A 25,316-nucleotide genomic window follows, 5' to 3' on the forward strand; every position below is an offset into this window, starting at 1 on the left:
AAGTTCCCTTCTTTTTTACTACATTAGACATCCCAAATCAGTACAACTATGATGAAAAATACTATTTTCTTCACGTTTATTCTTACCTGCATTTTATGTTCTTGTGAAACTGACCAAGATGAAATGATTCTTCAAGAAGACACAACTACAGAAATAACACCTGTCACAGAAATTGATCCTACTATTATTACTGAGTATCATATCATTTCTAATGATCAAACGACACGTGTGTATTACTTTGATACTCATGGCAACATCTTCAAATACCGCGATGCAGCAAATGATTTTGAAACCCATTTTGAGTTAGACGATAACTTAAAAATAACAGCCATTGTAAAAAAAGATGTTTCAGGTAATACTATTGAAGTATTACAGGATATTACATATGATTCTAATGGTAATATTTCTCAGATAAATGATAGAACCTTCTTCTATAATACAGAAGAAAACACCTATTATGAGGACAGTGAGCATATGCAAGATGGTGTACTCTTAAATACACAAGAAGATGTGTTTTACAATACCTATTATTATGAAGAAGGTAATCCAATGCTTCAGTACTGTAATATGGAGACAATCGTAGAGCTAGATCCCTATTATTTTTATGAATCTTGTCATGAAGATTTTGGTTGGACAACAGGTTTTTACAATGCAAACCTCACCTCTATCTTCCCTCATTATTACACATATATGTTTGACAATCAAAGAAATCCTCTACATTCAAATACAAACCTTAAAGATATCATTGCTTTTATCCCTGAATTAAGACAAGAAATGAGTCAATTTTATATGTTCTTTTCTGAAAATAATAGAATTCGCGAGTATGAACCGGGAGGACCACCAGATGAATGGTTTAGTGACTATGAGTTTAATGAATATAATTTACCTACACATAGAAATTCAAGTTATTTTTACGCAGGAGAACAGGTAGGAGAAACACAAGTAACTGCGATGTATTATTATCAGGAAGAGTGATTACTACCTACGCAATGCAAAATGTCCTATCAACACATTATTACTTAAGGTAGAAGCTTTATACCAAAATCCAGCGTCTAACAAACGCCTTCCATTAAAGGTTCCATCCCATCCAATACTACGAGGGCTAAAACTTGTAATACGCTTGCCATAACGGTCATAAATTTCTATAAATGTAATCGTCTCTCCTTTGACTACCGTACCACGTACTTGCCAATAATCATTGATCCCATCTCCATTAGGCGTAAAGTATTTAGGAAATCCTAAATCAATATCAAAATCAAGTCGCTCACTAGCAATACCACAACCATTTCTATCGCGTACAAACACCTCAACATCAGATGCTCCTAGATTGGTAAATATAGGGCTATCCTGATACGGTCCTTCTGCCGAAACAACTGAATATTCATAATCGCCTATACCACTTGCTTCCACATTTATACTAATATTTAAATTCTGTAGCGTTGGATTTAAATCTACAATCACTGGGACTTCTGAGAATGTCACCGTAAATGTATGTGAACTATCACACATAATAATGCCTTCTTCTATAGGCACTTCTGAAATAACATCTAATCGATACGTACCACTCTCAGTAATCGTAACATCGCGTGTAGAAGAAATTTCTAATTCGGTATCATCTACAAATTGAATCCAAGAAAATTCTTGCCCTACGCCATTATAGTTTAAAGTAAGAGGTCCTTCATTGGTACAAAAGCTATAACTATCCTCTAAATCGATTTGTGGGTTTAAATCAACCGTTTCACCTGTAATGGGGTCAAAATAAGGTCCACAACCCAAGGTGGTTGTAAAACACGTTTGCGTACAATCTATAGCATCACCGGCACTATTATAAGGAGTAATGGTAACATAATATTTGATCCCTTCTTCAAAATCTACCACAAATGTAGAAGTAACATTCCCAAAATCTATATCATCAACCACATCAGAATTTGTAGGACTACTGCCTATGGTGAGTCTATATCCATCTGCATTTGCAACAGGAAACCATGTAAGCAAGGGAGTTAATGCCACATTATCCTCTCCATTAGAGGGAGAACTAAGCATGGTACAATCTGGGACTTCAGAAGCATTAATTAACGTTGTAAATGAGCTGTCATTAGCACAACCTACGGCTTCCCCTATAGCATTACGAGGTGTTACACTTACGTAATATAAGGTGCCTTCTGCTAGCGGAGTAACTACTTGAAAGGAAAGCCCTCCATTTGTAATAAGTTGATCTGCAATGACATCATTACCGCCTAAAGTAGTTCCTAAATTTAATAAATACTCAGTAGCTCTAGGTGCATAACTCCATGTAATCAAAGGAGTTAAAGACACATCTATGGTACCGTCTAGCGGACTCGTAATCATATTACAGCCAGGTAAGGTTGTGATCATCCCTGTGCTAAATGTTTGTGAATTACAAATAGTCGTAGGATCTGGATCGGCAGGATCTTCCCTTAGAGCTATAACAATGGTGTAGGTTTCATTTTCTGGCCAACCTATTGCTGGTATATATGATGTTTGAGAAGGTGTTCTTTGAATCGTAGATGTGACTCCATCAGAATCTGTAATGGTAAGAATATATCCTCCAGCAACCCCTTCATCTGTCCACGTTACAGGATCTTCAACAGGCAAGACATTTGGACTTGTCAATATGGCACAATCTTGCGCTTTCGCGAAAGCGGAAACAACGCATAATACAATACACCAACTGATTTGTTTTACTATGTAACCTGTTTTAAAAATAGCTATAGTTTTAGTTAAATATAACGTATAACGACCAAAAAGACTACAACTTTAACAGCCTACTGTTCAAACTTCATAAACGAAAATTAACGAAAACGTTGTAGTGTTGATTATGAAAAACTGTTATTTATCAAAACAGTGTAATTTGCCCTTCATCATCCAACTCTTCCCCATTCTCATTTTCGGAAGTGTTATTTTCTGAAGTTGAGGTATCTGTTTTTGGAACTGCCGTCGTTTCGGAAGCTACCGAAGGTACGGTTTCTTCATCAATGACTTCCATCTCTTCTTTTGGAGTTTCTACAGGAGCTTCGTACGGTAATGATTCTAACCAGTTAAGTTGTTTCAGTTTTTGAGGATATAATTGATTTCCAAGAGCGCTTATTCCTTTTACAGCAATAAAATCTTCCATACTGACAGATTCATTCTCTTTCTGGTCTTTACCTCGTTCTTTGTAGAATACCAATTCTGCAACGGGTCTATGATCTGTAGAGACTAGTTCTAATTGGCTATTATCATGATCAGAAATAAATGTTTCTGTTTTTTCTGGATTTTCAATTAAAAAGCGTTTTCCATAATATCGTTCTTTATCTCCATCCCAATAGATAGCCGTAATTGGTTTTTGAGGTTCCCATTTTTCAAGAACAATCATATCGTTATCAAAATGTGCTGTCACATCAGGAACAATGGTTCGTACATTTCCGTGTTGATTAATAATAAGCAATCTATCTTCAGATCTAAATTCGCCTAAAAGCTCCCCACGCTCATCTACATTGAGACGCTGTACTGTCTCATCAAACCATATTTTACGAGGTTTAAGTGTAGACAATCCTTTTTCTTTAAGTTCGACAGATTTTACAGAATGTTTGGTCACAATATTACCCCTAGAAGCACGTCCTTTAATGAGAATATCTGCTAAATCAATTTCTAATCGAAGTTTTTTAACACTGGCTACTGCTCTTAGGTACACGGTTAATAATTCGGCTTCTCCATTGGGGTTTGCTGTAAAATAATACATGATAGATCCTTTCTTACCATTGGTAAGATCGTACTCTTTATCACGTGTGATAGAAGTAACATTAAAACGTTTTACATAGGTAGCACCTCCAGTGCCATCTTTGTAAATCATATTATAGGTAGTACGCTTATCTTTTTTCTTAAAAACAGCAACATGAATAATATCTTTTCCTATAAAAGTTTTAGTGCCTACACGGGTCACCATCATTTTACCTTCTTTAGTAAAAACAATGATATCATCTATATCTGAGCAATCTGTTACATACTCATCTCGTTTAAGTGATGTTCCTATAAACCCTTCTGCTCTATTCACATAGAGTTTTGTATTACGAAGCACTACTTTTGTCGCTTGAATATCATCAAAGATTCTAATCTCTGTTTTACGTTCTTTTCCTTTTCCGTAGTCTTTCTTTAAACGCGTAAAGTAGTCTATAGCATATTCAGTAAGATGCTCAAGGTGATGATTTACTTCGGCTATTTGTTCTTCTAAGGCATCAATTTTTTGCTGAGCTTTATCGATGTCAAATTTAGAAATACGCTTGATTCGTATCTCTGTAAGGCGTGTTATGTCTTCTTCAGTCACAGCACGTTTTAAATGACCTACATGTGGTTTTAACCCTTTGTCTATCGCTTTAATAACACCTTCCCAAGTTTCTTCTTCTTCGATATCTCGATAGATTCTATTTTCAATAAAAATACGCTCTAGAGAAGCATAATGCCATTGGTTTTCAAACTCGTTACGTTGTATTTCTAATTCTTGACGAAGTAACTCTTTAGTACGATCGGTACTTCGTTTCAACATTTCTGTGACGCCAACAAATAGAGGACTATTATCTTCAATAACACATCCTAAAGGAGAGATAGAAGTCTCACAATTCGTAAATGCATATAAAGCATCTATCGTTTTATCTGGCGAAATACCAGAAGGGAGGTGTACTAAGATTTCTACATTTGCAGAGGTATTATCTTCTATCTTTTTGATTTTAATTTTCCCTTTGTCATTCGCTTTTAGAATAGAGTCTATCAAAGATCCTGTAGTTTGCCCAAAAGGAACTTCTGTAATGACAAGTGTATTCTTATCTTGTTGAGACATACGTGCTCGAACACGTACTTTTCCTCCACGAAGACCATCATTATAATTTGAAAAATCTGCAATTCCTGCTGTTGGAAAATCAGGTACTAGTGTAAATCGTTTTTCTTTAAGATGCTTTATAGAAGCATCTATAAGTTCAATAAAATTATGTGGTAATACTTTGGTACTTAACCCTACGGCAATTCCTTCTGCTCCTTGTGCAAGGAGTAATGGAAACATTACGGGTAAATTAATAGGCTCTTTTTTACGTCCGTCATAAGACGCTTGCCAGTCGGTAATTTTAGGATTATACACAACGTCAAGCGCAAACTTAGAAAGTCTAGCTTCTATATATCTGGAAGCTGCAGCACGATCTCCTGTTAATATATTTCCCCAGTTACCCTGAGTATCTATTAATAGATCTTTCTGACCTATCCCTACCATTGCATCTCCAATACTTGCATCTCCATGTGGATGATACTGCATGGTGTGTCCAACTACATTTGCCACCTTATTATAACGACCATCATCTAGCTCTTTAAGTGCATGCATGATACGTCGTTGTACAGGTTTAAAACCATCTTCTATAGCAGGAACTGCACGTTCTAGAATTACATAAGATGCATAATCCAGAAACCAATCTTGAAACATCCCAGATACTCGGGTAATTGTTTCTCCTGTAGCTTCACCACCTTCCAGAGGCTCCATATCTTCGTTTAATTCTTCTTCGTTATGCTCGTTTATTTCTTCACTCATTGGGCAATAAAGCGCGTTAGTTAGTTATAATATTAGGCAAATAAGTGTATCTATATTCGTTAGAGTTCATCCACTCTATCTAATTCTACTTTTAAATTTTCAATAATAAATTTCTGACGATCAGGAGTATTTTTCCCCATATAGAAAGAAAGTAATTCTTCTATCATTAATGCTTTATCTAGCATTACAGGTGCTAGACGTATATCTTCTCCAATAAAATATTTAAACTCATCTGGAGAGATTTCACCAAGTCCTTTAAATCGAGTAATCTCTGGTTTTGCTCCCAATTTAGCCATGGCATCTTGACGTTCTTGCTCACTATAACAATAAATCGTTTCTTTCTTATTACGAACTCTAAATAATGGAGTCTCCAAAATGTATAAATGTCCTTCTTTAATAAGTTCTGGAAAAAACTGTAAGAAGAAGGTTATTAATAACAATCGAATGTGCATCCCATCTACATCGGCATCGGTAGCAATCACAATATTATTATACCGTAAATCTTCTATAGATTCTTCTATATTAAGTGCCGCTTGTAAAAGGTTAAATTCTTCATTTTCATACACAATTTTCTTGGTCAACCCATAACTATTGAGTGGTTTCCCTTTTAAGCTAAAAACTGCTTGTGTATTCACATCTCTTGACTTTGTAATAGATCCACTTGCAGAGTCTCCCTCTGTAATAAACAACGTGGTTTCTAGATTACGTTCTTTTTTACTATCTGTAAGATGGATACGGCAATCTCGTAATTTCTTATTGTGCAAATTTGCTTTCTTAGCACGCTCTTTAGCTAGTTTACGTATTCCAGAAAGATCCTTACGTTCACGTTCTGCTTGTAAAATTTTTCGCTGTAAAGCATCAGCAACCTCCGTATTTTTATGAAGAAAATTATCTAATGAACGTTTTAGGAAATCATTGATATAGGTACGTACTGTAGGTAAATCACCTCCCATATCTGTACTCCCTAACTTTGTTTTTGTTTGAGATTCAAATACAGGCTCCATTACCTTGATACTTATGGCAGAGACAATAGACTTACGAATATCTGAAGCATCATAATTTTTGTTATAAAACTCACGTATGGTTCTAACGATGCTTTCGCGAAAAGCTGCCTGGTGTGTTCCTCCTTGTGTTGTATTCTGACCATTTACAAAAGAGTGATATTCTTCAGAATACTGTGTACGGCTATGTGTCATAGCTACTTCAATATCATCTCCTTTTAAGTGAATGATTGGATACAAACGATCTCCTTCTGCTATACTTTCTGAAAGAAGGTCTTTTAATCCGTTTTCTGAAAAATACTTTTCACCATTAAAGACAATGGTTAGTCCTGGATTAAGGTATACATAGTTTTTAATGAGACGCTCTACATACTCACTACGGAATTTATAATTTTTAAAAATACTCTCATCTGGAATAAAAGAAACTTTTGTTCCTCTTCTTCGTGAAGTTTCATCAAGATGTTCTTGATTGGTCAGTTCTCCTCGTTCAAATTCTGCTGAAGCCGACTTACCATCACGTGTAGATTCTACTCTAAAGTAATTTGATAACGCATTAACTGCCTTTGTACCTACACCATTAAGGCCGACAGATTTCTTAAATGCACGGGAATCATATTTACCACCCGTATTCATTTTCGAAACTACGTCTACTACTTTCCCAAGAGGAATACCTCGTCCATAATCACGTACGATGACTTTATCTCCTTGAATAGAAATTTCGATCGTTTTTCCGGCTCCCATCACAAACTCATCGATACAGTTATCTAGTACTTCTTTTACTAGAATATAGATACCGTCATCTGCACTAGAACCATCGCCTAATTTTCCAATATACATTCCTGGTCGCATACGAATATGCTCCTTCCAATCAAGCGATCGTATATTATCCTCGTTGTATTGTGTTTCTTTCGTCATAATTGTAGGTAGAATGGCTAATATAAGACATCATAAGCGCTTATAAAACCTGACAAAAGAGAAGTAATCAACAATTTTATGCTCATAACTGTTGATTGTTTTTAACACACTACAAACATTAGAATTATAGGTTTCATTTTAAAATAAAAATCCCGCTCTAAAGCGGGATCAATAAATCACATTTTGTATGGTTAGCTATTACTACAACCATAACGTATAAATTCCCCAAGAAGTTAGTTATATACAAATCATTAACACACTTAAACCCCAAATTCAAGTGTTCCACTTCTTTATAAACTTCCCCAAATCTTTTTATGGTCCTACTTGTAATTAAACAACCATATGGTGATTATATAAGTTTATATGAATTCCTGGGGAATTATCATACTACTGTAAACCCCTATAGTCATGATTGGTATAAATGTAATCATCCATTCATTATATACCTTAAAAAACATATATACAATGTATATACAAGAGAAAAAAAAGCACCTATACAATCTATATACAATTCTTAAAATGTACTAATGTACTTTGTCAAACTTTGCTCTTTAGAAAGCCCTAGTTTTTTACGTAGTCGTGATCTGGCAATCAGAATACTATGGGGTGTTTGATTTGTAATAGCTGATATATCTTTTGTAGATAATCCCAACCTTAAAAAAGCGCTTATCTTTTTTTCATTAGATGTAATTGTAGGGAACTTTTTTAATAAGTTATGGTAGAAATTTACATGAACTTTTTCAAAAACATGTTGAAACTCTTCCCAATTATAACTTGCTAATGAGGCTTTGGTTTCATTTATAATTGCTGTGATTTTAGAACTCGCATCTTTATCTTCACTTGTGTGACGAATATCATTCAACTTTTCTACAAGGGACTCGTAATGCTTTTTTTGTTGTAATAACGACATTGCATTTGTAGTGAGTTCTTTTTCTTTCAACTTCAATTCAAGTGCTATTATTTCTTTCTCCTGTTGTTGTTGTTTAGAAAATATTTTCTCATTCTTAAGACGTAACTCAATAAGAGCATTACGATCTTTTTCTGAAGTAATTTCTAATTCTTTCTGTTTTAATAAAAATGTATTCTTCTTCCTATTATAAAATCTATTGTAATAAAAAAACAAGATCACCAAAAGACTTACTAATATCCATATGATAGTATTCCTCCTATGGATACTATTTTGTGATATGAGCTGTTGAATCTCTTGTTCCTTTTGACTGGTTTGATATTTTGCATCTAGCTCTAGCATAATGCTATTCTTATCTTCATCAAAAATATTTTGAACAATCGCTATATATTCATTTTTTAATCGAACGCTATTTTTAAAATCTCCAGAAAGTTCATATGCCTCTCCTAGATTACGAGTTGCGTCTTCAAGATGATACTGAAGTTCAAGCTGACATGCTAGGTCATAGGTTTGTTCTCCAAATTTCACAGCTTCATCATAATGATTTATTGCTGTATAAAGCGTTGTTAATTCTTTTAAAGATGCTAATTTTCGTCTAGGAATAGTAGACCAAGCATCTATATTTAGCGCCTTATTTAAATATGTTTCGGCAGCTTCATACTTCCCACTTATAATATAGGACCTACCTAAATTATGATAGATAAGTGCCTCACTAAATGGCTTGTCTTTAATAGCTATAGGAATAGTAGCCTCAAGAAGCGCTACTGCTTCTTCTCGTTGATCATTGACATCATAAGCTAGTGCTAGATTTAACGACATTGCAAATTTTGTATTCAGATAACTATCATCAAGTGTAGCTGCTGTTTGTGAAGCAAATTCCATATACTCTACAGCTTTCTTACCATTACCTTGCAATCTATATACGTCTGCAATACCAGAAAATGCATATGCTTTTTTCTTAGCATCTTTTAGACTATCTGCTATAGGAATGTTTTTTATATGGAGTTCAATTGCTTCTGCAAATTTACCATCACCTTCCAGTACATATGCTTTAAGTGCATTAAGACTATACATACTGTTTTTAGATTGTAACTGTTCATTTATCTTGTTTCCTATTGACATATAATACCAAGTAGAGTCTTTATTTGATACTTCATGGTAATATTTTTTTGCTAAACTTACAGAAGACACAAGACGGATAGAGTCTAACGTATTATGCGTTGCTATTTGATATGCTTTTCTGAGGTGAAAAAGTGAAGAATCTATCTGTTCTGATGAAAAAGAAGCACTAATAGCATAATGAGCATTAGCTAGTTCACTTGGATCTTTGCTTCTCGCAAGGACCTGTTGCAAACTATCATATGTTGATTCTTGCGCAAAATTAGGCAGCACAAAAACACAACACAATAATGTGATGATTTTTGACATTTTTAGTTGGGTATTATATAGCTATATTTAGACACCTTATAGCTTATATGCTATACAATTTATAAAAAACAGACAGGAAAAGCAATTATAGTATATTTAACCAAAAATGAATCATGGCAGAAAAAAACAAATCTGATGTATTTATTTATATCATAGGAATCGCAATTATTGGTTTTATTCTCTTTAAGATTATCGGGTATATCTTACCTGATCAAGAACCTGAGTATACAGGAACATCTTTACTGCAAGCTGTTATGGATAAAAATGGAGGTAAAGATGCGTGGAACTCTATAGAAAAGATGTCCTATAAAAAATCTTTTCAACTATATCGTGAAGATGGATCGATAGAAATAGACCGTAAAGAAAATCACATCTATGACTTTATAAACGGGATTAATCGTGAAGTAACTTGGATTGAAAGAGACACACTATATGAAATACATCGTTCGGACAGCGCGATTTATCAAATTAAAAATGGGGTATCTGATACCTTAATAACATCAAATCAACTACAATCAAAACTAAATGCTGCAACTTTTGTAGTAGGACTTCCATATACCCTTGATAACCCTTCTGCCTCGCTTACTTATGAAGGAATTACAACATTTCAAGAAATGCCTTGTCATGTATTAAAAGTTACTTTTGAAGGCTCTAAAGATATATGGAGACATTATTATGATGAAGAGGATCTATCTTGGAAAGGATATTGGGTACAAACATCAGATCACTACAGTCTCATTATCAATGAAAAAATGATAGAAGTAAATGGGTTTACGCTTTCGCGAAAGCGTAAAAGTTATAGAACAGATGCTTCACAAAACCCAACTTATCTAAGAGCCTCATATGAATATGAAGACTACCAAATAGAATAGGCTTTTATTACGCCCTTTCTAATTTCATAAATTGCGAAGGAGTCAAATTACTAAAACGCTTAAAAGATTTATTAAAAGTCACTTTATTATTATAACCTACTTCATAAGCAATATCAATAATATTGAGGTTTTCACTATTAGACCTTAATAATTCCATAGCTTCTTCTACTCTATACTTATTGATCAATTCGAAGAAGTTCAGTCCAAAATGCTCATTAATTACCTGTGAAGCATTGTGACGTGTTGTACCTAATCTTTCTGCTATCGTTTCAAGTTTAATAGAGTTTTGACGATATACTTTCTCAACTTCAAGTAAACGCACTAATTCTTCTTTAAGCTCACTAGAGAAACTAGGTGTTAAACCAGAGTTTTTATACTTAACAATCTTCTTTTTAACTGCCTGAACAGTTCCTACAAGTACTTGAGGGTTTGCATATGCAATATATCCAACATACAATACTAAGAATGACATTGCCACAAATTGAATACTCGAAGCCGCATCTTTAAAGTTTTCATTTTGAATGAAAATATATGCATATAGAATATACGAAACTGCATATACTGTATGAATGATCATAATCGTACGCTGAAGTCTTACTTTCTTAGGAGATGTCTTGGCTGCTTTCTTAGCATTTTTACGATACAATTTATAGGTAAAATAGCCATACACTAAAAGTGAAGCAATCTTTATTGATGTTATATATTCTATATAAGGATGTGTCTCATATTGTCCTACTCCTAACATTACTTTTAATTTCTCTTCGGCAGATAAGGTATAGATTGGAATAAATACTATGATAAATCCAAGTGTTGGTAATAGGTGAACTAAATCAGACTTTTTAAATTTATAATTTTCTGTAATTCTCTTAAAATAGAAATATAAAACTGGGCCATACATAAATGACAAGAATGTCGACATGTTTTGTGTATGAGGATAGTTTAAAGTAAAATTACTTATAAAGAGAGTCGTATGGATTAAAAAGAAAGAATGCATCAGTACAAATAGCCCAATAAGCCCGTTAGCTACTCTGTCTGTTCTTCTTCTAAGGTTCAATACAATTGCAATAAAAAATCCAATAAGTCCTACATACAAATAAAAGAATGAACTCATTCCTAATTTTACTTGATACTTTTCCTTTAATTCAATAAAACCAGCATCGGCATATATATACTCAAAAGCACTATTATTTAATATCTCAAAGTCTCCTGTAGCAAGTATATAATTTCTAAGATTTTCTACCGCCGGTCCTGCTTCTCCAATTCTTGCACACTCTAATGACTCGTTCTTATAAATAGCAGCTTGTGTTGTTTGAGAATCCGTTGAAACTTGAGTATCATTCAATACTATATCACTAGTAGTAAAACTAGAGATACTAAAGAAGAATAAGAGTAAAAAGACGGTTCTAAGAATATTTTTAAGGACTTGCATATCGGATGGTATTATGTATATGAACAATCTAAAGGTACAAAATTGTCGTACATAACCAAGTAATACGGTATGCACCGATAAAAGTTTACATTGGTATTCATGAATTTTAAAAGTTACCTTAACAATCCGAAAAAACACAAATAATTCAAAATCAACATTTTAAAAAGTAAACTTTTGTCGGATGCGAAAAATAAAGAAGTAAATTATAGTCGGTTTAAATAAGTGTTAAAATTGCAATAGTTTCAATTAAACATGTCATATTTCTTCAAAATGTCAGTAAAATGACGTATTTCTAACTCTCTATTTAGCAACTTTTTGACTAATAATCTCTAAGGCACTTGCTACAGTATCCATTTTTTCAATCTCATCATCTTCTATAGTAATATCAAAATGATCTTCTACATCTAAGACTACATCTACTAAATTTGCAGAGTTAATATTCAACTCATTAATTAAATGACTATTAGGTGTGATATCATCTACAGAAACATCTTCAGGTAAATAAATTTTAATAATCTTTTTTAATGCATCATAGTTATCTGTATTCATAGTCATCTAGTTTTGTTTATGAGTTATATTTTTTAAATAACATACAGCAATTTACATCTCCAAATCCGAAACTTGCTTTTGCCGCTATATGTATTTCTTTATGAATGGTTTTATTGGGTATTTTACTTTTTGCTATTATAGCTGTAATGTCTGGATGAATATCATTACAATTTATGTTTCCAAAAACCATTCCATGTTGTAATTCTAAAATAGTAGCCACAGTTTCTATACTTCCAGCCGCAGCTAAACAATGACCTGTCATACTTTTAAGAGAGTTAATATATGGGAAGTTTTCACCAGATCTTCCTAATGCGTCACTCCAATTTTTTATTTCGGTAGGACACATTCCTGTTGCAGTAAGATGTCCATTGATAGTATCTATATCCTGAGGATGTGTAGCCGTGTTTTTCATCGCATCTTTAATACAATGTTGTACGGCAATACTATTAGGAGCTGTCATACTCCCAGATTGTCGTTGTCCACCACTATTAACAGCACCACCTAATACTTCAGCATAAATAGTCGCATTTCTTGAAAGAGCGCTTTCTAAACTTTCCAATACTAAAGCTCCTGCCCCACTTCCTGGTACAAAACCACCAGCATCACTTTGCATCGGTCTACTTCCTTGCTCTGGTTGATCATTATGTTTTTTATTAAGTACACGCATGGCATCAAATCCGCCCCATATATAGGGTCCTGCATCATTACAACCACCTACAAGCATACGTTTTGCATATCCATTTGCAATTCGATCATATCCCATCAAGATACTTTCTGTTCCCGTAGTACATGCGCTAGAATTGGTGGTTACTTGATTCCCACACCCCAAATAACCTCCTAAGTAAGCACTTATACCACTTGCCATCGTTTGGATCACTGTAGTGCTTCCTAAACGTTTTACTTTTCCTTCATCTGTAAGATAAATAGCTTTCCTAAACTTTTCAACGCCAAGGAGAGAGGTTCCAAAAATGATCCCGCTATCATAATCTACAGTATCCTTATCCGTAATCGCAAGTCCAGCGTCTTTCCATGCATCTACACCAGCAATCATACCATATGTAATTCCTGTAGCCTCTAAATCCCTTAGTTGTAAGGGGGTAAAATATTCTTTTAATAAGTCATCTGGGATTTCTGGTTGTCCAGCAATTTGACACCCAAAATTTAAATCGGCAAGTTGTTGTTGAAATCGTATTCCAGAAATTCCATTTTTAATAGCTTCGGTAAACGCAGGAATTCCTACTCCATTTGGTGCACATACTCCCAATCCAGTAATCACTACTCTTTGTTTACTCATACTTTAAAAACTCCTGCTAACTTGCCTTGACAGACCAACTCATTAGCTTGATTATATAATTTTACATGGCACTTTAATTTATTAAACCGAAAGTAATCTACTTCTGAAATAACAGTTACTTTTTCATTAGGGTATACCGGTTTTAAAAAAGAAACATCGGCATTTGTAAAAGCCACCTGCATGGTGTGCAAGGATGTTTTATCTCTTAGTAGGTATATGCCTAAACAGACGAGTCCTATTTGCGCCATGCATTCCGTTAAGATAACACCAGGGGTAACTGGAAAATCTTTAAAATGACCTTTATAAAAATAAGATTCTTCTTTAAATATGTACGTTCCTTTAATATATTGTTCAGTAACCTCTTCTATCTCGTTTACAAATAAGAAAGGCTCCGTATAGGGCAATAACGCTATGATCTCTTCCGTTTTCATCGTATATGATCTCCTCCATCTACAGGCACAACAGCACCATTAATCCAAGACGCTTCATCTCTACACAACAAGTATACTGCATTTGCTACATCTTCTGGAAGTGTAAGTCTACCGTATGGGTTTCGCTCTATTGATTTTTCTTTCATTACATCACTTCCTGGTATTAAACGCAAACTTTCTGTATCTGTCACTCCCGCTTGAATACAATTTGCTTTGATATGCACTGGTGCAAATTCTAAGGCAATACTCCGTGTAATACTCTCTAATGCTGCTTTAGCGACTGCCACAGCGCCGTATTGCTTCCAAGCTTTACGACTTCCTTCACTAGTAAATGCAATCACTCTCGCATCTGGTGAAAATAAGTTCGCTTTCGCGAAAGCGGATACCCAATCATATAAACTGATGGCCATCGCGTCTACCGTACGCATAAAATCGTCATTACTCAACACCGTTCCTTCCTCACTATATAAAGGTTTTAGGTTTCCTCTTGCCACACTATGAATAAGTGATTTTACTTGGGATGTTCCTACTATTTCTAAAAGCTCTGAAACTACCTGTGTTCGTTTTTCAGCATTTAAAGCATCGGTATTAAATGCAATTACTTGTACACCAGATAATTTCATCTCCTTCATTGCTTCTTCAAAAACTGCTAAAACACTTCTCCTACTACGATGTACGATACAAATATGCATTCCTTCCTTTGCAAGCTTTTGTGCGGTAGCTAGTCCTAAACCGCTACTGCCCCCTAAAATGACTGCCCATTTACCAATATAATCCTGTTGTGTGGTCATGTATTATTTACCATTTTAATAAAACCCGTTGTGCTGAAAATCCAGGTCCAAAGCTTAACATAATCCCGATATCATTTTTAGGCAACTTCTTATCTAAAAATCGTTCTAAAACATATAATACCGTAGCACTACTCATATTTCCATATAAACGTAGGACTTCCTTGGTATCCTCTATATTTTTACCCAATTTACCAAAAAGATCTTCTACGGTCTCCACAATTTTTCGTCCACCAGGATGAAAAATCAAATGCGCTACATCTTGAATATTTAGTTTATTTTTTTCTAAAAAAGGATGTATAATATCTGGGAATTGTTGGGCTATTGTTTCTGGCACTTGTTGATCAAGTATCATTTGCAATCCTGTATTTACAAGCTTAAACCCCATCATGTGTTGTGCATCATAAAAATGATACATTTCTGTATCTACTATTTCTGGCCCCGTATCTTCTTCTTTTGAAGATAATAAAACGCAGGCGGCTCCATCTCCAAAAATGGCTGCACTCACTACATTTACCATAGAAAAATCTGTATGTTGAAATGTAGCTGTAGGGCTTTCTATAGCAATTACAGCGGCTCTCTTTCCTGGATTTGCCTTCAAAAACTCATTGGCATATACCACACCAGAAACACCTGCTGCACAGCCCATTTCTGTAACTGGCAAGCGTACAATATCTTGTCTTAATTGTAAGCTATTAATCAAATAAGCATCTAAAGATGGAATCATAATACCTGTACAACTTACTGTAATAATATAATCTAATGATTGTGACTCCCAATTTGCCTTTGTAAGTGCTTTTTTAAGTACTTGTTCCCCTAGTTTTACAACTTCGCGTGTGTAAATATCATTTTTTTCTTCAAAACTGGTTGCTGTAAATACTTCTTCTGGAGACATAATACTATACCGTTTATCTACCGCTGCATTTCCAAAAATCTTTTTTACTTTTCGTTTAAAACGATCGTCCTGTTCGTGTAACCAAACATCAAGAAAAGGAATAATTTCATCGGTAGTTCTGTGGTATTGCGGAAGTTGTTTTGCTACAGTCGTAATTTTTACATTCATAGGGTCTTAATTAACCACAGGTATCGAAATGCCCACTTCCAAGTAATCTCAGAATGTTTTAATTTCAATTGTTGTGCAACTTTTTTTAGTTCATGTTTTTTAAATCCGCTTGCTATAGATACAAGTCCATCATTTTTAGCTACATGACTCTTGATAAAAATACGACTAAATAATCTAAATAACTGATAAGCGATTTTACTTCTTTGTAAGTCGTTTATAACAACAGCAACTTGCGCTAATGTTACAAATTGTTTCATAAAGGAGAGAATCTCCTGATCTTTAAAGTGATGTAATGTTAATGTGCATATGATAATATCACAATGAAAAGACGTATGATTTATTTTTAATATATCTTTTTTCAAAAAGCGTATATTTTTATAGGAATGAGACATTTCTTCACCCATTACGATGCTTTGCTCGCTTATCTCTATACCTATAAGTTCTATCTCTAAATTTTCAGATGTAAAATAATCTGCAATAAGACGTAACATCTCTCCATCTCCACATCCTACATCTACGATAGTCCATTGCTTTTTTAATGGGTTTTCGTTAAAAATATTACTTAATGCTTTTAGTGTAATACGATTACCCCCTAGCATTCTATTGGTTTTAGAAATATCATAAAGCGCTTCTTTTAAATCTAATAGAGAAATATCTGGATCATCCATAAGTTCTCTTTCGGTAGCTCTATAGGTCAAGTTTCTCATAAAGGTGTACCGTGTGTAGATTTAATAATTGTTTTAAGAAGGTATGGTGAAGTACTTACGATAGATACTCCCATACGCGTTATTTTTTTGTTTTGCAGTGCATTTTGTATCCAACGTCCTACTTTAAGTCTTTTTTGAAATGTATGACTCCACTGTTTGGTGTATTGTTGTTCTAATTCTAATCGGCTATATGTATTTACTTTCTGTGTTGTGAGTAAACTAGAAATGATCTTTGCACTATGGATTGCCATTGCCATCCCATTACCACATAATGGATGTATTAAACCAGCACTATCACCTACCATAAATATATGGTTAAGAACGGGTTCTTTTTTGTCAAATGATATTTGACTTATAGCTACTGGTGCTTGAAATGTAATTTGACTATTCTCAAAAAAGGATTTAAGGGCTTTGTTTTTGTAGAGTACTTTTTGTTGATATTCCTCTATGTTTTTATATGCTTTGAATGACTTATAATCAGCCAGATAACATGCGTTTACATTGCCTGTCTCGACTTTTGATAATCCACAATATCCACCATTAAAATTGTGAAGTGCTACTAAATCATCAGGGAAATCTGATTTGTAATGTGCCTTTACCCCTAGCCATGCAGATTTTTTCTTTATAAACTTTCGCGAAAGCGTACTATCCAAATTACTCCGTTTTCCGTGGGCTCCAATTACATAATTTGCTATATATTCTTGATGGTCATTTGTAATTACTTGAAAATGATTCTCTTTAAAAAGTATATGAGCAACTGTTGCTTGTATTACCTCAACACCTAAAGCTATAGCTCTTTTTACCATTATCTCATCTAAGGCATACCTACTGATACCAAATCCTCCTAAAGGAAGTGTAATATCTAATGTATTGCCAGATAGGCTTGAAAATTGAAATTTTTCAATCTTTTTTGCTTGATGGTTATAGGGGTGAACACCCAGAGATTCTAAATAAGAAAAGACTTCATTAGATACATATTCTCCACAAACTTTATGTTTTGGGTAGGTGTTTTTTTCTATGAGAACAACGTTAATGTTTTCTTTTGCGAGATGAATAGCACTTGTGAGTCCTGCAAGACCACCTCCAACAATTAAAACCTTGATTTGTTTTTGATTCATATATAGTTACACATCATACAAAGTAGTCGTTAATATACTAATGAATTACACTAAAGATAACATAGTCATCCATCTTTTCTGAATCTATTGTTTAGAAAAATATGAGTGTATAAATCAACCAAAAAGCATAACTTTTTAGTAATCAACATTTAATATAAAATTCGCAATTTTTAGTCAATTTTGTTAATTATTTGATAAATAACACTTTAAAACTAGCATATTTTAAACATAAAACAGAAAAATTGATTTTTTTTTACAAAATAAAATGTAAATTAGAGACTCAATATTAACACTATACATACATCAAAATATACATGCAGGATCAATTATTTAATATTCTTGACAAATTATTAGTTACTAATAAGATTAGACTGAACAAAGAAGAATTAAAACTTCAATTATTAAGTCACCCTTCTTATCCAAGTTTACACGCATTAACTGGAGTCTTAAAGCACTTTGGGGTTCCTAACCTTGCTTTACAAGTACCTACAGATCAAGATACATTAGATCAATTGCCTCCAACTTTTATAGCGAATGTGAATGGTGATAAGGGAATGCACTTAGCATTTATTGAAAAAAAAGGGAGTTCTATTAATGTCTATACAGATCACAAACAGATAAAAACGATATCTAATGATGCATTTTTTGAGGTATGGGATGGTATTATTGTTGCTGTAGAGAAAGATGAAACTATTCGGGAAGAAAAAGGATCTAATGCTTCTAAAATATGGCAGTGGGCATTTATAATTATAGCATTAGGTGTTGGAATTGCACTTTTAAATAAAGCGTTAGTATTTGAAGGCATTCACTACTTTTTAAGCGCTATTGGATTAATTTTAGGAGTACTTATTGTAGGACATTCGTTAGGATTAGAATCTAGTAGTACAGCCAGTATTTGTAATCTCTCTGAAAAAACAAGTTGTGATGCTGTTTTAAATTCTAAAGGAGCAAAAATAGGAGGTTTATTAACGCTTAGTGATGCTAGTATTATAGCATTTGCAAGTTATACACTCGTATATTGTTTTTCATTACTAGGAGGTATTTCTATTAATGGGGTTATCGTTGCATTGTCATTTTTAGCAATCCCATTTGTTTTATACTCTATCTACTATCAAGGTAGTGTTTTGAAGAAATGGTGTCCATTATGCTTAGGTATCGCTTCTGTTCTTATACTTCAAGCAGTAGCTGCGCTTGTAACAGGAAATAGTACTGCTTTCTTGTCTATAGGTTTAGAAGAAATTGTGCTTTATGCACTAAGTATTGTTATTGTTGTGAGTTTATGGTTTATGATAAAACCATTATTACATAAAAAGGTAGCATTAGATAAATTAAAAATAGAAAGTAATAAATTCAAGAGAAACTTCTCTATTTTCAATACGTTATTAAAAGAGAACGATAGCATTACAAATGATCTTGAACTTCCGAAAGAGATTGTACTAGGTAATAGAGATGCTTCATTAGAAGTTGTACTAGTAACAAGTCCTTTATGCTATTACTGTAAACAAGCACATACAGATATTGAAAACATATTAAAACAGACGAGTAATGATATCAAAGTTATTGTTCGATTTAATGTAAATGTAGAAGATACTGAAGGCGAAGGGTTCCAAGTAACTTCTCGTTTAATACATGCTTATAATACCGAAGGTGAACTTGCATGTATTAAAATGATGCATGAAGTATATGAAAGTGATGTTGATCTAAAACAATGGTTGAAAAAACAGCAAGCTTTAGATACTGATTATAGTGATGTTCTCAGTGCTCAAAAAGAGTGGTGTACACAAAACAATATTAACTTCACTCCGGCTCTTTATATACAAGGAAATCAATTCCCAAGAGAGTACGATAGAAATGATTTACCATTATTTATAGAAGATCTCATTGAGCAACAACAAAGTCAAGAAATAGATAGTCCAATGATGACTTCCTAAACGTATATTATATTAAAGACATACGATTAAATGTCTATAAATGTTTAATCACTTATTAATTTTAAAACTTAATTACTTGATATTGAATAAAATATATTTTGTTAATCCCTATAATACAAACGCATAGACACATTCCTGAGTGTCTTTAAAATGTTCAGGATTATTAACTTAATATTTTTATTGTTGTGAAGAAGTTAAAAAACCATCATAGGGTACACTCTTTTAGTACTCTTAAAAAGAAAGAAAGAACACTTTTCAGACTCATCCTGAAGGAGAAACAGATGTATCATTTATAGCTGCTCTAATAGTACGCTATATATTCTTTTTTCAAATACAACCTTATATATAATACATAAGAATGCAAATCTTGCATTCTCGCATAGACTATTTTGTTAATCCCTATAATACAAAGGAATAGACAGTTATCTGAATGTCTATAAATACTCAGAATTATTAACACAATATTCTATTATCATGAAAAAATTAAAAAATCTTAAAGGAGCTGTAGCTTTAGATAAAGCACAGCAGAAAGAAGTAAATGGAGGTGCAAAACTATGCAATGGTAACTGTGCTGGAAGACCTAATGGAGCTCGTTGCTATTACCAAGGACACTGTGGTTGTCCAGGAGAATGCTCTTCAAGTTCTCACGGCTTTGAAGGCGGATGTATTCCTTATTAAAAGGTTTAGGGTAATGAATTAACAATCTATGACGGTTTAATTTATTACCCACTAGAAATCACTTAATCAATCATATTTTTTGATCTATTACTTCAATATACATTCATCTTGAAGATACAGACATTGCGATTCCAGATGTCTTAAAATAATAGGGAATAGTAACAAACAAAAAAATTAGAATTATGAAAAGTTTAAAAAATCTAAAAGGAGTTCAAGAATTAAACAAAGCGCAACAAAAAGAAGTAAATGGAGCTAGAATAGGTTGCTCAAGTAATTGTAGCGGAAGACCACAAGGATCACGATGTTATGCCGGTGGTCATTGTTTATGCCCTGGCGTATGTTTAGGCGGAGGATGTCTTCCATTATAGTATAAGATCTAAAAACATTCAGAACTAAGTAATATAGTTCTGAATGTTTTTTTCATGGCTATATAAGACTTTCAAACCATTTATATACAACCATCAAAAAACTATCGATATAGACATGACCCTGAGTGTCTTTAAACTATTCAGGATTAACTAACATAAATTTTTATCTCATGAAAAAATTAATGAATTTAAAAGGAGCTACGTCATTAGACAAAGCGCAACAAAAAGAAGTAAATGGAGGACTTCGCAAACTATGTAATGGTAATTGCTCTGGAAGACCAAATGGATCTCGTTGTTATATGGGTGGTCATTGTTCTTGTCCTGGAGATTGTATAAGTGGAGAATGTATCCCTTGGTAAGATAATGCAATCTATAACATTCAAACTTAGGTAACGCTACCAAAGTTTGAATGTTAGTTTTCCTTATAAGATACTTAAAGCAACATTCTTTTAAAATCTTATAAAAGATAGACATGAACCTGAGTGTCTTTAATTATTCAGGAATAACTAACTTAATTTTTATCTCATGAAAAAACTAATGAATTTAAAAGGAGCAACGTCATTAAACAAAGCTCAACAAAAAGAAGTAAATGGAGGTGCAAAACTTTGTAATGGTAATTGTGCAGGTAGACCTAATGGAGCTCGTTGCTATTACCAAGGACATTGTTCTTGTCCTGGAGAATGTTCTAGTTCTTGGGGTTGTATACCTTACTAAGAATTAAATATACTATTCAAATTTGGCATGTATGATGTCAAGTTTGAATAGTATTTTAATACGCTATAAGTTCCTTTAGACTATCTTCTAAACGCTTTCTAGAAAGGTATTGTTCTTCTAATTGCCCAGCAAAAGGTACTGGTGTATCTAAACTTGTCACACGACGTATAGGAGCATCTAAAAATTCAAAACAATCTTCAGAAATCATCGCAGAAATATCAGACATCACACTTCCAAAACCTGAATCTTCAGTAAGTAATAAAACTTTACCTGTTTTTTTAATCGATGTAAAAATTGTCTCTGTATCTAGTGGTTGTAAAGTTCTTAAATCAATGAGATCAGCAGAAACAGTTATTTCTTCCAGTGTTTCTAAAGCCCAATGCACTCCAGCTCCATACGTAACAATCGTAACATCATTTCCTTCTTTTAATGTAACAGCTTTTCCTATAGGTAATGTATAATACTCTGTAGGTACATCTTGACGAATGCTTCTATACAAAGCCTTATGCTCAAAAAATAACACAGGGTTAGGATCTTCTATAGCAGTTGCTAATAATCCTTTTGCATCATATGGGAATGCTGGATATACCACTTTAAGTCCAGGGGTATGTGTAAACCAAGCCTCATTGGTTTGCGAATGATAAGGTCCTGCCCCCACACCTGCTCCACAAGGCATACGCACTACCACATCGGCTGCTTGTGACCAACGATAATGTGATTTTGCTAAGTAATTTACAATAGGGTTAAAACCAGAAGTTGCAAAATCTGCAAATTGCATTTCCATAATGGCTTTCTTCCCATTTATAGCAAGTCCCATAGCTGCTTCTACAATAGCACTCTCACAAATAGGTGTATTACGTACTCGTTCTTTTCCAAATGCTTCTACAAAACCATCTGTAATTTTAAATACCCCACCATACTCAGCAATATCTTGCCCCATAATGACCGTATCATCATTACGTTCCATAGATTGTTTAAGACCAAGAGAAATAGCATCTATTAAACGTAGTTCTTCTGTTGCTGTCCCAGCTTTTATTTCTGAATATGTAAAAGGCGCATATACATCCGTAAGTTCTGTTTCTAAATTTGGAATTATTGCCTCTTCACTATATGCTATATCTAGATTTTTAGTGATTTCTTCTTTTATTTGAGAAGCCATCTCATCGTGTATTGCCTCGGTAAGCACTTCTAATTCTAGCAAATACTGTTTGTAATTTTCTATTGGATCTTTTTTAGCCCAAGTCTCCATCAGTTCTTTAGGAACATACTTTGTTCCACTAGCTTCCTCATGACCTCGCATTCTGAAGGTTTTAAACTCCAATAATACGGGTCTTGGATTCTTACGAATATCTTCTGCAAGTTTTTGCACTGTGGTATACACCTCTAAAATATTATTTCCATCTATAATATGGCTTTCCATACCGTATCCTAAAGCTCTATCTGCTAAGTTCTCACAATTATATTGTTCGCTAGTAGGTGTAGAAAGCCCATAGCCGTTATTCTCTATACAAAACAATACAGGTAATTGCCAAACAGAAGCGACGTTTAATGCTTCGTGAAAATCTCCTTCACTTGTACCTCCTTCTCCAGTAAAGACAGCAGTAACAGCTTTTTCATTACGCAATTTATGCGCGAGGGCTATCCCATCTGCTACTCCTAATTGAGGTCCTAAATGAGATATCATACCTACAATATTATATTCCTGTGTTCCGAAATGAAAACTACGGTCACGCCCTTTTGTAAAACCACTTGCCTTCCCTTGCCATTGCGCAAATAAGCGATACAAAGGAATCTCTCTTGTTGTAAAAACTCCAAGATTACGATGCATCGGAAGGATGTATTCTTCTGGTCGCATTGCTGTGGTAACGCCCACAGAAATAGCTTCTTGACCAATACCCGCAAACCATTTAGAAATTTTACCTTGTCTCAATAAAATAAGCATCTTCTCCTCTATTAATCGAGGAGTAAGCATGGCTTTATATAATTGTAAAAGCATTTCATCCGTAAGCGATGTACGGTCGTAATCAAAATGAACTTTAGCTGTAGTTTTTGTTGCCATTTTTAGATATGTAAGATCAAATCAAATGTAGAAAAATAAGTAACAATAGAAACGATTTATTTAAAAATTAATCAATAGTGTTTTTTATGTTATACGCTTTCGCGAAAGCGTATACAACCCTACTAAAATTTGTATCTTTGTCTAACACCTATTTAAGACTATAAAAATGAATAATATCCCAAGTGTAGATCTCGCAGATTTCTTAAGTGATGATCCCAATAGAAAACAAAAATTTGTTCAAGAAATAGGAACAGCTTATGAAGAAATAGGCTTTGTTTCTTTAAAGAATCATTTTTTGGACGATGCGCTGGTAGATAGTTTATATACAGAAGTAAAAAACTTTTTTGCACTTCCAGTAGAAGAAAAATTAAAATATGAAATTGAAGGACTTGCTGGGCAAAGAGGATATATCTCTTTTGGAAAAGAACATGCAAAAGGAAAGAAAGAAGGAGATTTAAAAGAATTTTGGCATTTTGGACAAGAGCCATCTGCCGATGCAAATCTTGCTGAAGAATATCCAGATAATGTGCTTGTAAATGAGCTTCCAAATTTTAACCCAACTGGGATGGAAGCCTATCGTATGCTTGAAAAAACAGGTATCTATGTATTAAGAGCCCTTGCTATTTATATAGGAATAGACGAGCACTATTTTGATCATTGGGCAAGTAATGGTAATAGTATTTTACGCCCTATACATTACCCACCTATCACCGAAGAGCCAAAAGGAGCGGTACGAGCTGGAGCACATGGAGATATCAATTTAATTACTCTTTTAATGGGAGCCTCTGCAGGAGGATTACAAGTATTACGTAAAGATGGAGAATGGATTGATGCCATTCCTAATGAAGACGAATTGGTGATTAATGTAGGCGATATGTTAGAACGTCATACCAATAATAAATTACGTTCTACGATCCATAGAGTAGTAAATCCCCCAAAAGAGCAGTGGGATACCCCTCGATATTCTATTCCGTTTTTTATGCATCCGCGTAGTGATATGAAATTAAACTGTTTAGATGCCTGTGTTTCTGAAGAGCATCCAAAAGCATTTGATGATATTACCGCAGGAGAGTTTTTACACCAACGCCTTGTAGAAATTGGGTTGATTAAAGAATAACAATAATGGATTTACAAGATCAACTTAAAAACCTGTTTCCAGATCATACCCCATCTGAGTCTGAAGTTCAAGAAGAGGCAGAAGATATGCTATGGATGCAGGATGACCCGCTTATTTGCAAATATGAAAAACGCAAAGGGAAACCTATTACCATTATAGAAGGATATACAGGTGCCGATAGTGATTTTAAAATGCTTGCCAAAGAGATAAAAAAAATGCTGAGTGTAGGTGGGAGTTTTAAAAATGATCAAATCATTATACAAGGAGATTACCGCGATAAAATCATGAGCTTCCTTAAAGACAAAGGTTTTAAAGTAAAGCGTGTGGGTGGATAGTCTCTAGTCTCTAGTAATAAAACATATTTCTTCAACCACAAAA

The 25,316-nt window shown here is 33.8% G+C and carries 22 protein-coding genes; 9 read left to right on the plus strand and 13 right to left on the minus strand.

Features of this window, described 5'->3' with window-relative positions; genetic code table 11:
• The first annotated feature begins 48 nt into the window (after positions 1 to 48).
• Entirely contained in the window at positions 49 to 975 is a 927-nt protein-coding gene (locus CHB80_RS23065; RefSeq protein ID WP_089373887.1) for a hypothetical protein, read from the plus strand.
• 3 nt (positions 976 to 978) lie between these two features.
• On the opposite strand, the gene CHB80_RS23070 is transcribed toward CHB80_RS23065, so the two are convergent.
• From CHB80_RS23070 to CHB80_RS23090, 4 genes are all read right to left on the minus strand, one after another.
• Positions 979 to 2,634: a T9SS type B sorting domain-containing protein gene (locus CHB80_RS23070; protein WP_143337232.1), complete on the minus strand. Its 1,656-nt coding sequence runs from the start codon at positions 2,632 to 2,634 to the stop codon at positions 979 to 981.
• Positions 2,635 to 2,857: 223 nt separating this feature from the next.
• On the minus strand, positions 2,858 to 5,569 hold the full coding sequence (locus CHB80_RS23075) for a DNA gyrase/topoisomerase IV subunit A (protein ID WP_089373889.1): 2,712 nt from the start codon (positions 5,567 to 5,569) through the stop codon (positions 2,858 to 2,860).
• Positions 5,570 to 5,628: 59 nt separating this feature from the next.
• Positions 5,629 to 7,485, minus strand: coding sequence for a DNA topoisomerase IV subunit B (locus CHB80_RS23080; RefSeq protein WP_089373890.1), 1,857 nt, complete (start codon positions 7,483 to 7,485; stop codon positions 5,629 to 5,631).
• 514 nt (positions 7,486 to 7,999) lie between these two features.
• Positions 8,000 to 9,820 carry a tetratricopeptide repeat protein gene (locus tag CHB80_RS23090; protein WP_089373892.1) on the minus strand — a complete coding sequence of 607 codons (1,821 nt, stop codon included), beginning with the start codon at positions 9,818 to 9,820 and terminating at the stop codon, positions 8,000 to 8,002.
• Positions 9,821 to 9,933: 113 nt separating this feature from the next.
• Here CHB80_RS23090 and CHB80_RS23095 point away from each other — a divergent pair, with 113 nt between their 5' ends.
• A complete protein-coding gene (locus CHB80_RS23095) occupies positions 9,934 to 10,692 on the plus strand; it encodes a hypothetical protein (RefSeq protein ID WP_089373893.1) in 759 nt (252 codons plus the stop codon).
• Positions 10,693 to 10,699: 7 nt separating this feature from the next.
• On the opposite strand, the gene CHB80_RS23100 is transcribed toward CHB80_RS23095, so the two are convergent.
• The 8 genes from CHB80_RS23100 to CHB80_RS23135 all read right to left on the minus strand — a co-directional run bounded on the left by CHB80_RS23100 (position 10,700) and on the right by CHB80_RS23135 (position 18,071).
• The gene (locus tag CHB80_RS23100; protein WP_089373894.1) at positions 10,700 to 12,121 is read right to left on the minus strand and encodes a helix-turn-helix domain-containing protein; all 1,422 of its coding nucleotides are present in this window, start codon (positions 12,119 to 12,121) and stop codon (positions 10,700 to 10,702) included.
• Between the two features lie 300 nt (positions 12,122 to 12,421).
• Positions 12,422 to 12,670, minus strand: a complete 249-nt coding sequence (locus CHB80_RS23105) for a phosphopantetheine-binding protein (RefSeq protein ID WP_089373895.1) — start codon at positions 12,668 to 12,670, stop codon at positions 12,422 to 12,424.
• 16 nt (positions 12,671 to 12,686) lie between these two features.
• A complete protein-coding gene (locus CHB80_RS23110) occupies positions 12,687 to 13,964 on the minus strand; it encodes a beta-ketoacyl-[acyl-carrier-protein] synthase family protein (RefSeq protein ID WP_089373896.1) in 1,278 nt (425 codons plus the stop codon).
• Complete coding sequence (locus CHB80_RS23115; RefSeq protein ID WP_089373897.1) at positions 13,961 to 14,395, minus strand: 3-hydroxyacyl-ACP dehydratase FabZ family protein; 435 nt, start codon at positions 14,393 to 14,395, stop codon at positions 13,961 to 13,963. Before CHB80_RS23115 ends, CHB80_RS23110 begins: the two co-directional genes overlap by 4 nt.
• Complete coding sequence (locus tag CHB80_RS23120; protein ID WP_089373898.1) at positions 14,392 to 15,186, minus strand: enoyl-ACP reductase FabI; 795 nt, start codon at positions 15,184 to 15,186, stop codon at positions 14,392 to 14,394. Before CHB80_RS23120 ends, CHB80_RS23115 begins: the two co-directional genes overlap by 4 nt.
• Positions 15,187 to 15,193: 7 nt before the next feature.
• Complete coding sequence (locus tag CHB80_RS23125) at positions 15,194 to 16,246, minus strand: type III polyketide synthase (RefSeq protein WP_089373899.1); 1,053 nt, start codon at positions 16,244 to 16,246, stop codon at positions 15,194 to 15,196.
• Positions 16,243 to 16,953, minus strand: coding sequence for a methyltransferase domain-containing protein (locus CHB80_RS23130; RefSeq protein ID WP_089373900.1), 711 nt, complete (start codon positions 16,951 to 16,953; stop codon positions 16,243 to 16,245). The genes CHB80_RS23125 and CHB80_RS23130 overlap by 4 nt, the downstream gene beginning before the upstream one ends.
• The gene (locus CHB80_RS23135; protein WP_089373901.1) at positions 16,950 to 18,071 is read right to left on the minus strand and encodes an NAD(P)/FAD-dependent oxidoreductase; all 1,122 of its coding nucleotides are present in this window, start codon (positions 18,069 to 18,071) and stop codon (positions 16,950 to 16,952) included. The genes CHB80_RS23130 and CHB80_RS23135 overlap by 4 nt, the downstream gene beginning before the upstream one ends.
• A 314-nt stretch (positions 18,072 to 18,385) precedes the next feature.
• Between CHB80_RS23135 and CHB80_RS23140 the strand changes: the two genes are divergently transcribed.
• The 5 genes from CHB80_RS23140 (at position 18,386) to CHB80_RS24480 (ending at position 21,762) form a co-directional block, all read left to right on the plus strand.
• A complete protein-coding gene (locus tag CHB80_RS23140; protein WP_089373902.1) occupies positions 18,386 to 20,002 on the plus strand; it encodes a vitamin K epoxide reductase family protein in 1,617 nt (538 codons plus the stop codon).
• A 474-nt stretch (positions 20,003 to 20,476) separates the two neighbouring features.
• The gene (locus CHB80_RS23145) at positions 20,477 to 20,680 is read left to right on the plus strand and encodes a hypothetical protein (protein WP_089373903.1); all 204 of its coding nucleotides are present in this window, start codon (positions 20,477 to 20,479) and stop codon (positions 20,678 to 20,680) included.
• Between the two features lie 182 nt (positions 20,681 to 20,862).
• On the plus strand, positions 20,863 to 21,048 hold the full coding sequence (locus CHB80_RS23150; protein ID WP_089373904.1) for a hypothetical protein: 186 nt from the start codon (positions 20,863 to 20,865) through the stop codon (positions 21,046 to 21,048).
• A 170-nt stretch (positions 21,049 to 21,218) separates the two neighbouring features.
• Entirely contained in the window at positions 21,219 to 21,407 is a 189-nt protein-coding gene (locus CHB80_RS24475) for a hypothetical protein (protein WP_143337233.1), read from the plus strand.
• 166 nt (positions 21,408 to 21,573) lie between these two features.
• Positions 21,574 to 21,762, plus strand: a complete 189-nt coding sequence (locus tag CHB80_RS24480) for a hypothetical protein (protein WP_143337234.1) — start codon at positions 21,574 to 21,576, stop codon at positions 21,760 to 21,762.
• 55 nt (positions 21,763 to 21,817) lie between these two features.
• Here CHB80_RS24480 and CHB80_RS23155 read toward each other — a convergent pair whose 3' ends face one another.
• On the minus strand, positions 21,818 to 23,821 hold the full coding sequence (locus tag CHB80_RS23155) for an alpha-ketoacid dehydrogenase subunit alpha/beta (protein WP_089373905.1): 2,004 nt from the start codon (positions 23,819 to 23,821) through the stop codon (positions 21,818 to 21,820).
• Positions 23,822 to 23,987: 166 nt separating this feature from the next.
• On the opposite strand from CHB80_RS23155, the gene CHB80_RS23160 reads away from it, so the two are divergent.
• Both CHB80_RS23160 and CHB80_RS23165 read left to right on the plus strand, forming a co-directional pair.
• Positions 23,988 to 24,938, plus strand: a complete 951-nt coding sequence (locus CHB80_RS23160; RefSeq protein ID WP_089373906.1) for an isopenicillin N synthase family dioxygenase — start codon at positions 23,988 to 23,990, stop codon at positions 24,936 to 24,938.
• A gap of 5 nt (positions 24,939 to 24,943) precedes the next feature.
• A complete protein-coding gene (locus tag CHB80_RS23165) occupies positions 24,944 to 25,273 on the plus strand; it encodes a translation initiation factor (protein ID WP_089373907.1) in 330 nt (109 codons plus the stop codon).
• Positions 25,274 to 25,316 lie beyond the last annotated feature (43 nt).

It is taken from the genome of Dokdonia pacifica (assembly GCF_900188275.1).
Taxonomy (GTDB): domain Bacteria; phylum Bacteroidota; class Bacteroidia; order Flavobacteriales; family Flavobacteriaceae; genus Dokdonia; species Dokdonia pacifica.

Excerpts from the sequence above, each read along its gene's own strand:
- CHB80_RS23080 (WP_089373890.1), bottom strand. The coding sequence starts at position 7,485 with ATGACGAAAGAAACACAATACAACGAGGATAATATACGATCGCTTGAT.
- CHB80_RS23135 (WP_089373901.1), bottom strand. The coding sequence starts at position 18,071 with ATGAATCAAAAACAAATCAAGGTTTTAATTGTTGGAGGTGGTCTTGCA.
- CHB80_RS23115 (WP_089373897.1), bottom strand. The coding sequence starts at position 14,395 with ATGAAAACGGAAGAGATCATAGCGTTATTGCCCTATACGGAGCCTTTC.
- CHB80_RS23155 (WP_089373905.1), bottom strand. The coding sequence starts at position 23,821 with ATGGCAACAAAAACTACAGCTAAAGTTCATTTTGATTACGACCGTACA.
- CHB80_RS23165 (WP_089373907.1), top strand. The coding sequence starts at position 24,944 with ATGGATTTACAAGATCAACTTAAAAACCTGTTTCCAGATCATACCCCA.
- CHB80_RS23130 (WP_089373900.1), bottom strand. The coding sequence starts at position 16,953 with ATGAGAAACTTGACCTATAGAGCTACCGAAAGAGAACTTATGGATGAT.
- CHB80_RS24480 (WP_143337234.1), top strand. The coding sequence starts at position 21,574 with ATGAAAAAACTAATGAATTTAAAAGGAGCAACGTCATTAAACAAAGCT.
- CHB80_RS23145 (WP_089373903.1), top strand. The coding sequence starts at position 20,477 with ATGAAAAAATTAAAAAATCTTAAAGGAGCTGTAGCTTTAGATAAAGCA.
- CHB80_RS23125 (WP_089373899.1), bottom strand. The coding sequence starts at position 16,246 with ATGAATGTAAAAATTACGACTGTAGCAAAACAACTTCCGCAATACCAC.
- CHB80_RS23160 (WP_089373906.1), top strand. The coding sequence starts at position 23,988 with ATGAATAATATCCCAAGTGTAGATCTCGCAGATTTCTTAAGTGATGAT.
- CHB80_RS23090 (WP_089373892.1), bottom strand. The coding sequence starts at position 9,820 with ATGTCAAAAATCATCACATTATTGTGTTGTGTTTTTGTGCTGCCTAAT.
- CHB80_RS23150 (WP_089373904.1), top strand. The coding sequence starts at position 20,863 with ATGAAAAGTTTAAAAAATCTAAAAGGAGTTCAAGAATTAAACAAAGCG.
- CHB80_RS24475 (WP_143337233.1), top strand. The coding sequence starts at position 21,219 with ATGAAAAAATTAATGAATTTAAAAGGAGCTACGTCATTAGACAAAGCG.
- CHB80_RS23120 (WP_089373898.1), bottom strand. The coding sequence starts at position 15,186 with ATGACCACACAACAGGATTATATTGGTAAATGGGCAGTCATTTTAGGG.
- CHB80_RS23140 (WP_089373902.1), top strand. The coding sequence starts at position 18,386 with ATGCAGGATCAATTATTTAATATTCTTGACAAATTATTAGTTACTAAT.
- CHB80_RS23105 (WP_089373895.1), bottom strand. The coding sequence starts at position 12,670 with ATGAATACAGATAACTATGATGCATTAAAAAAGATTATTAAAATTTAT.
- CHB80_RS23065 (WP_089373887.1), top strand. The coding sequence starts at position 49 with ATGATGAAAAATACTATTTTCTTCACGTTTATTCTTACCTGCATTTTA.
- CHB80_RS23100 (WP_089373894.1), bottom strand. The coding sequence starts at position 12,121 with ATGCAAGTCCTTAAAAATATTCTTAGAACCGTCTTTTTACTCTTATTC.
- CHB80_RS23110 (WP_089373896.1), bottom strand. The coding sequence starts at position 13,964 with ATGAGTAAACAAAGAGTAGTGATTACTGGATTGGGAGTATGTGCACCA.
- CHB80_RS23095 (WP_089373893.1), top strand. The coding sequence starts at position 9,934 with ATGGCAGAAAAAAACAAATCTGATGTATTTATTTATATCATAGGAATC.
- CHB80_RS23075 (WP_089373889.1), bottom strand. The coding sequence starts at position 5,569 with ATGAGTGAAGAAATAAACGAGCATAACGAAGAAGAATTAAACGAAGAT.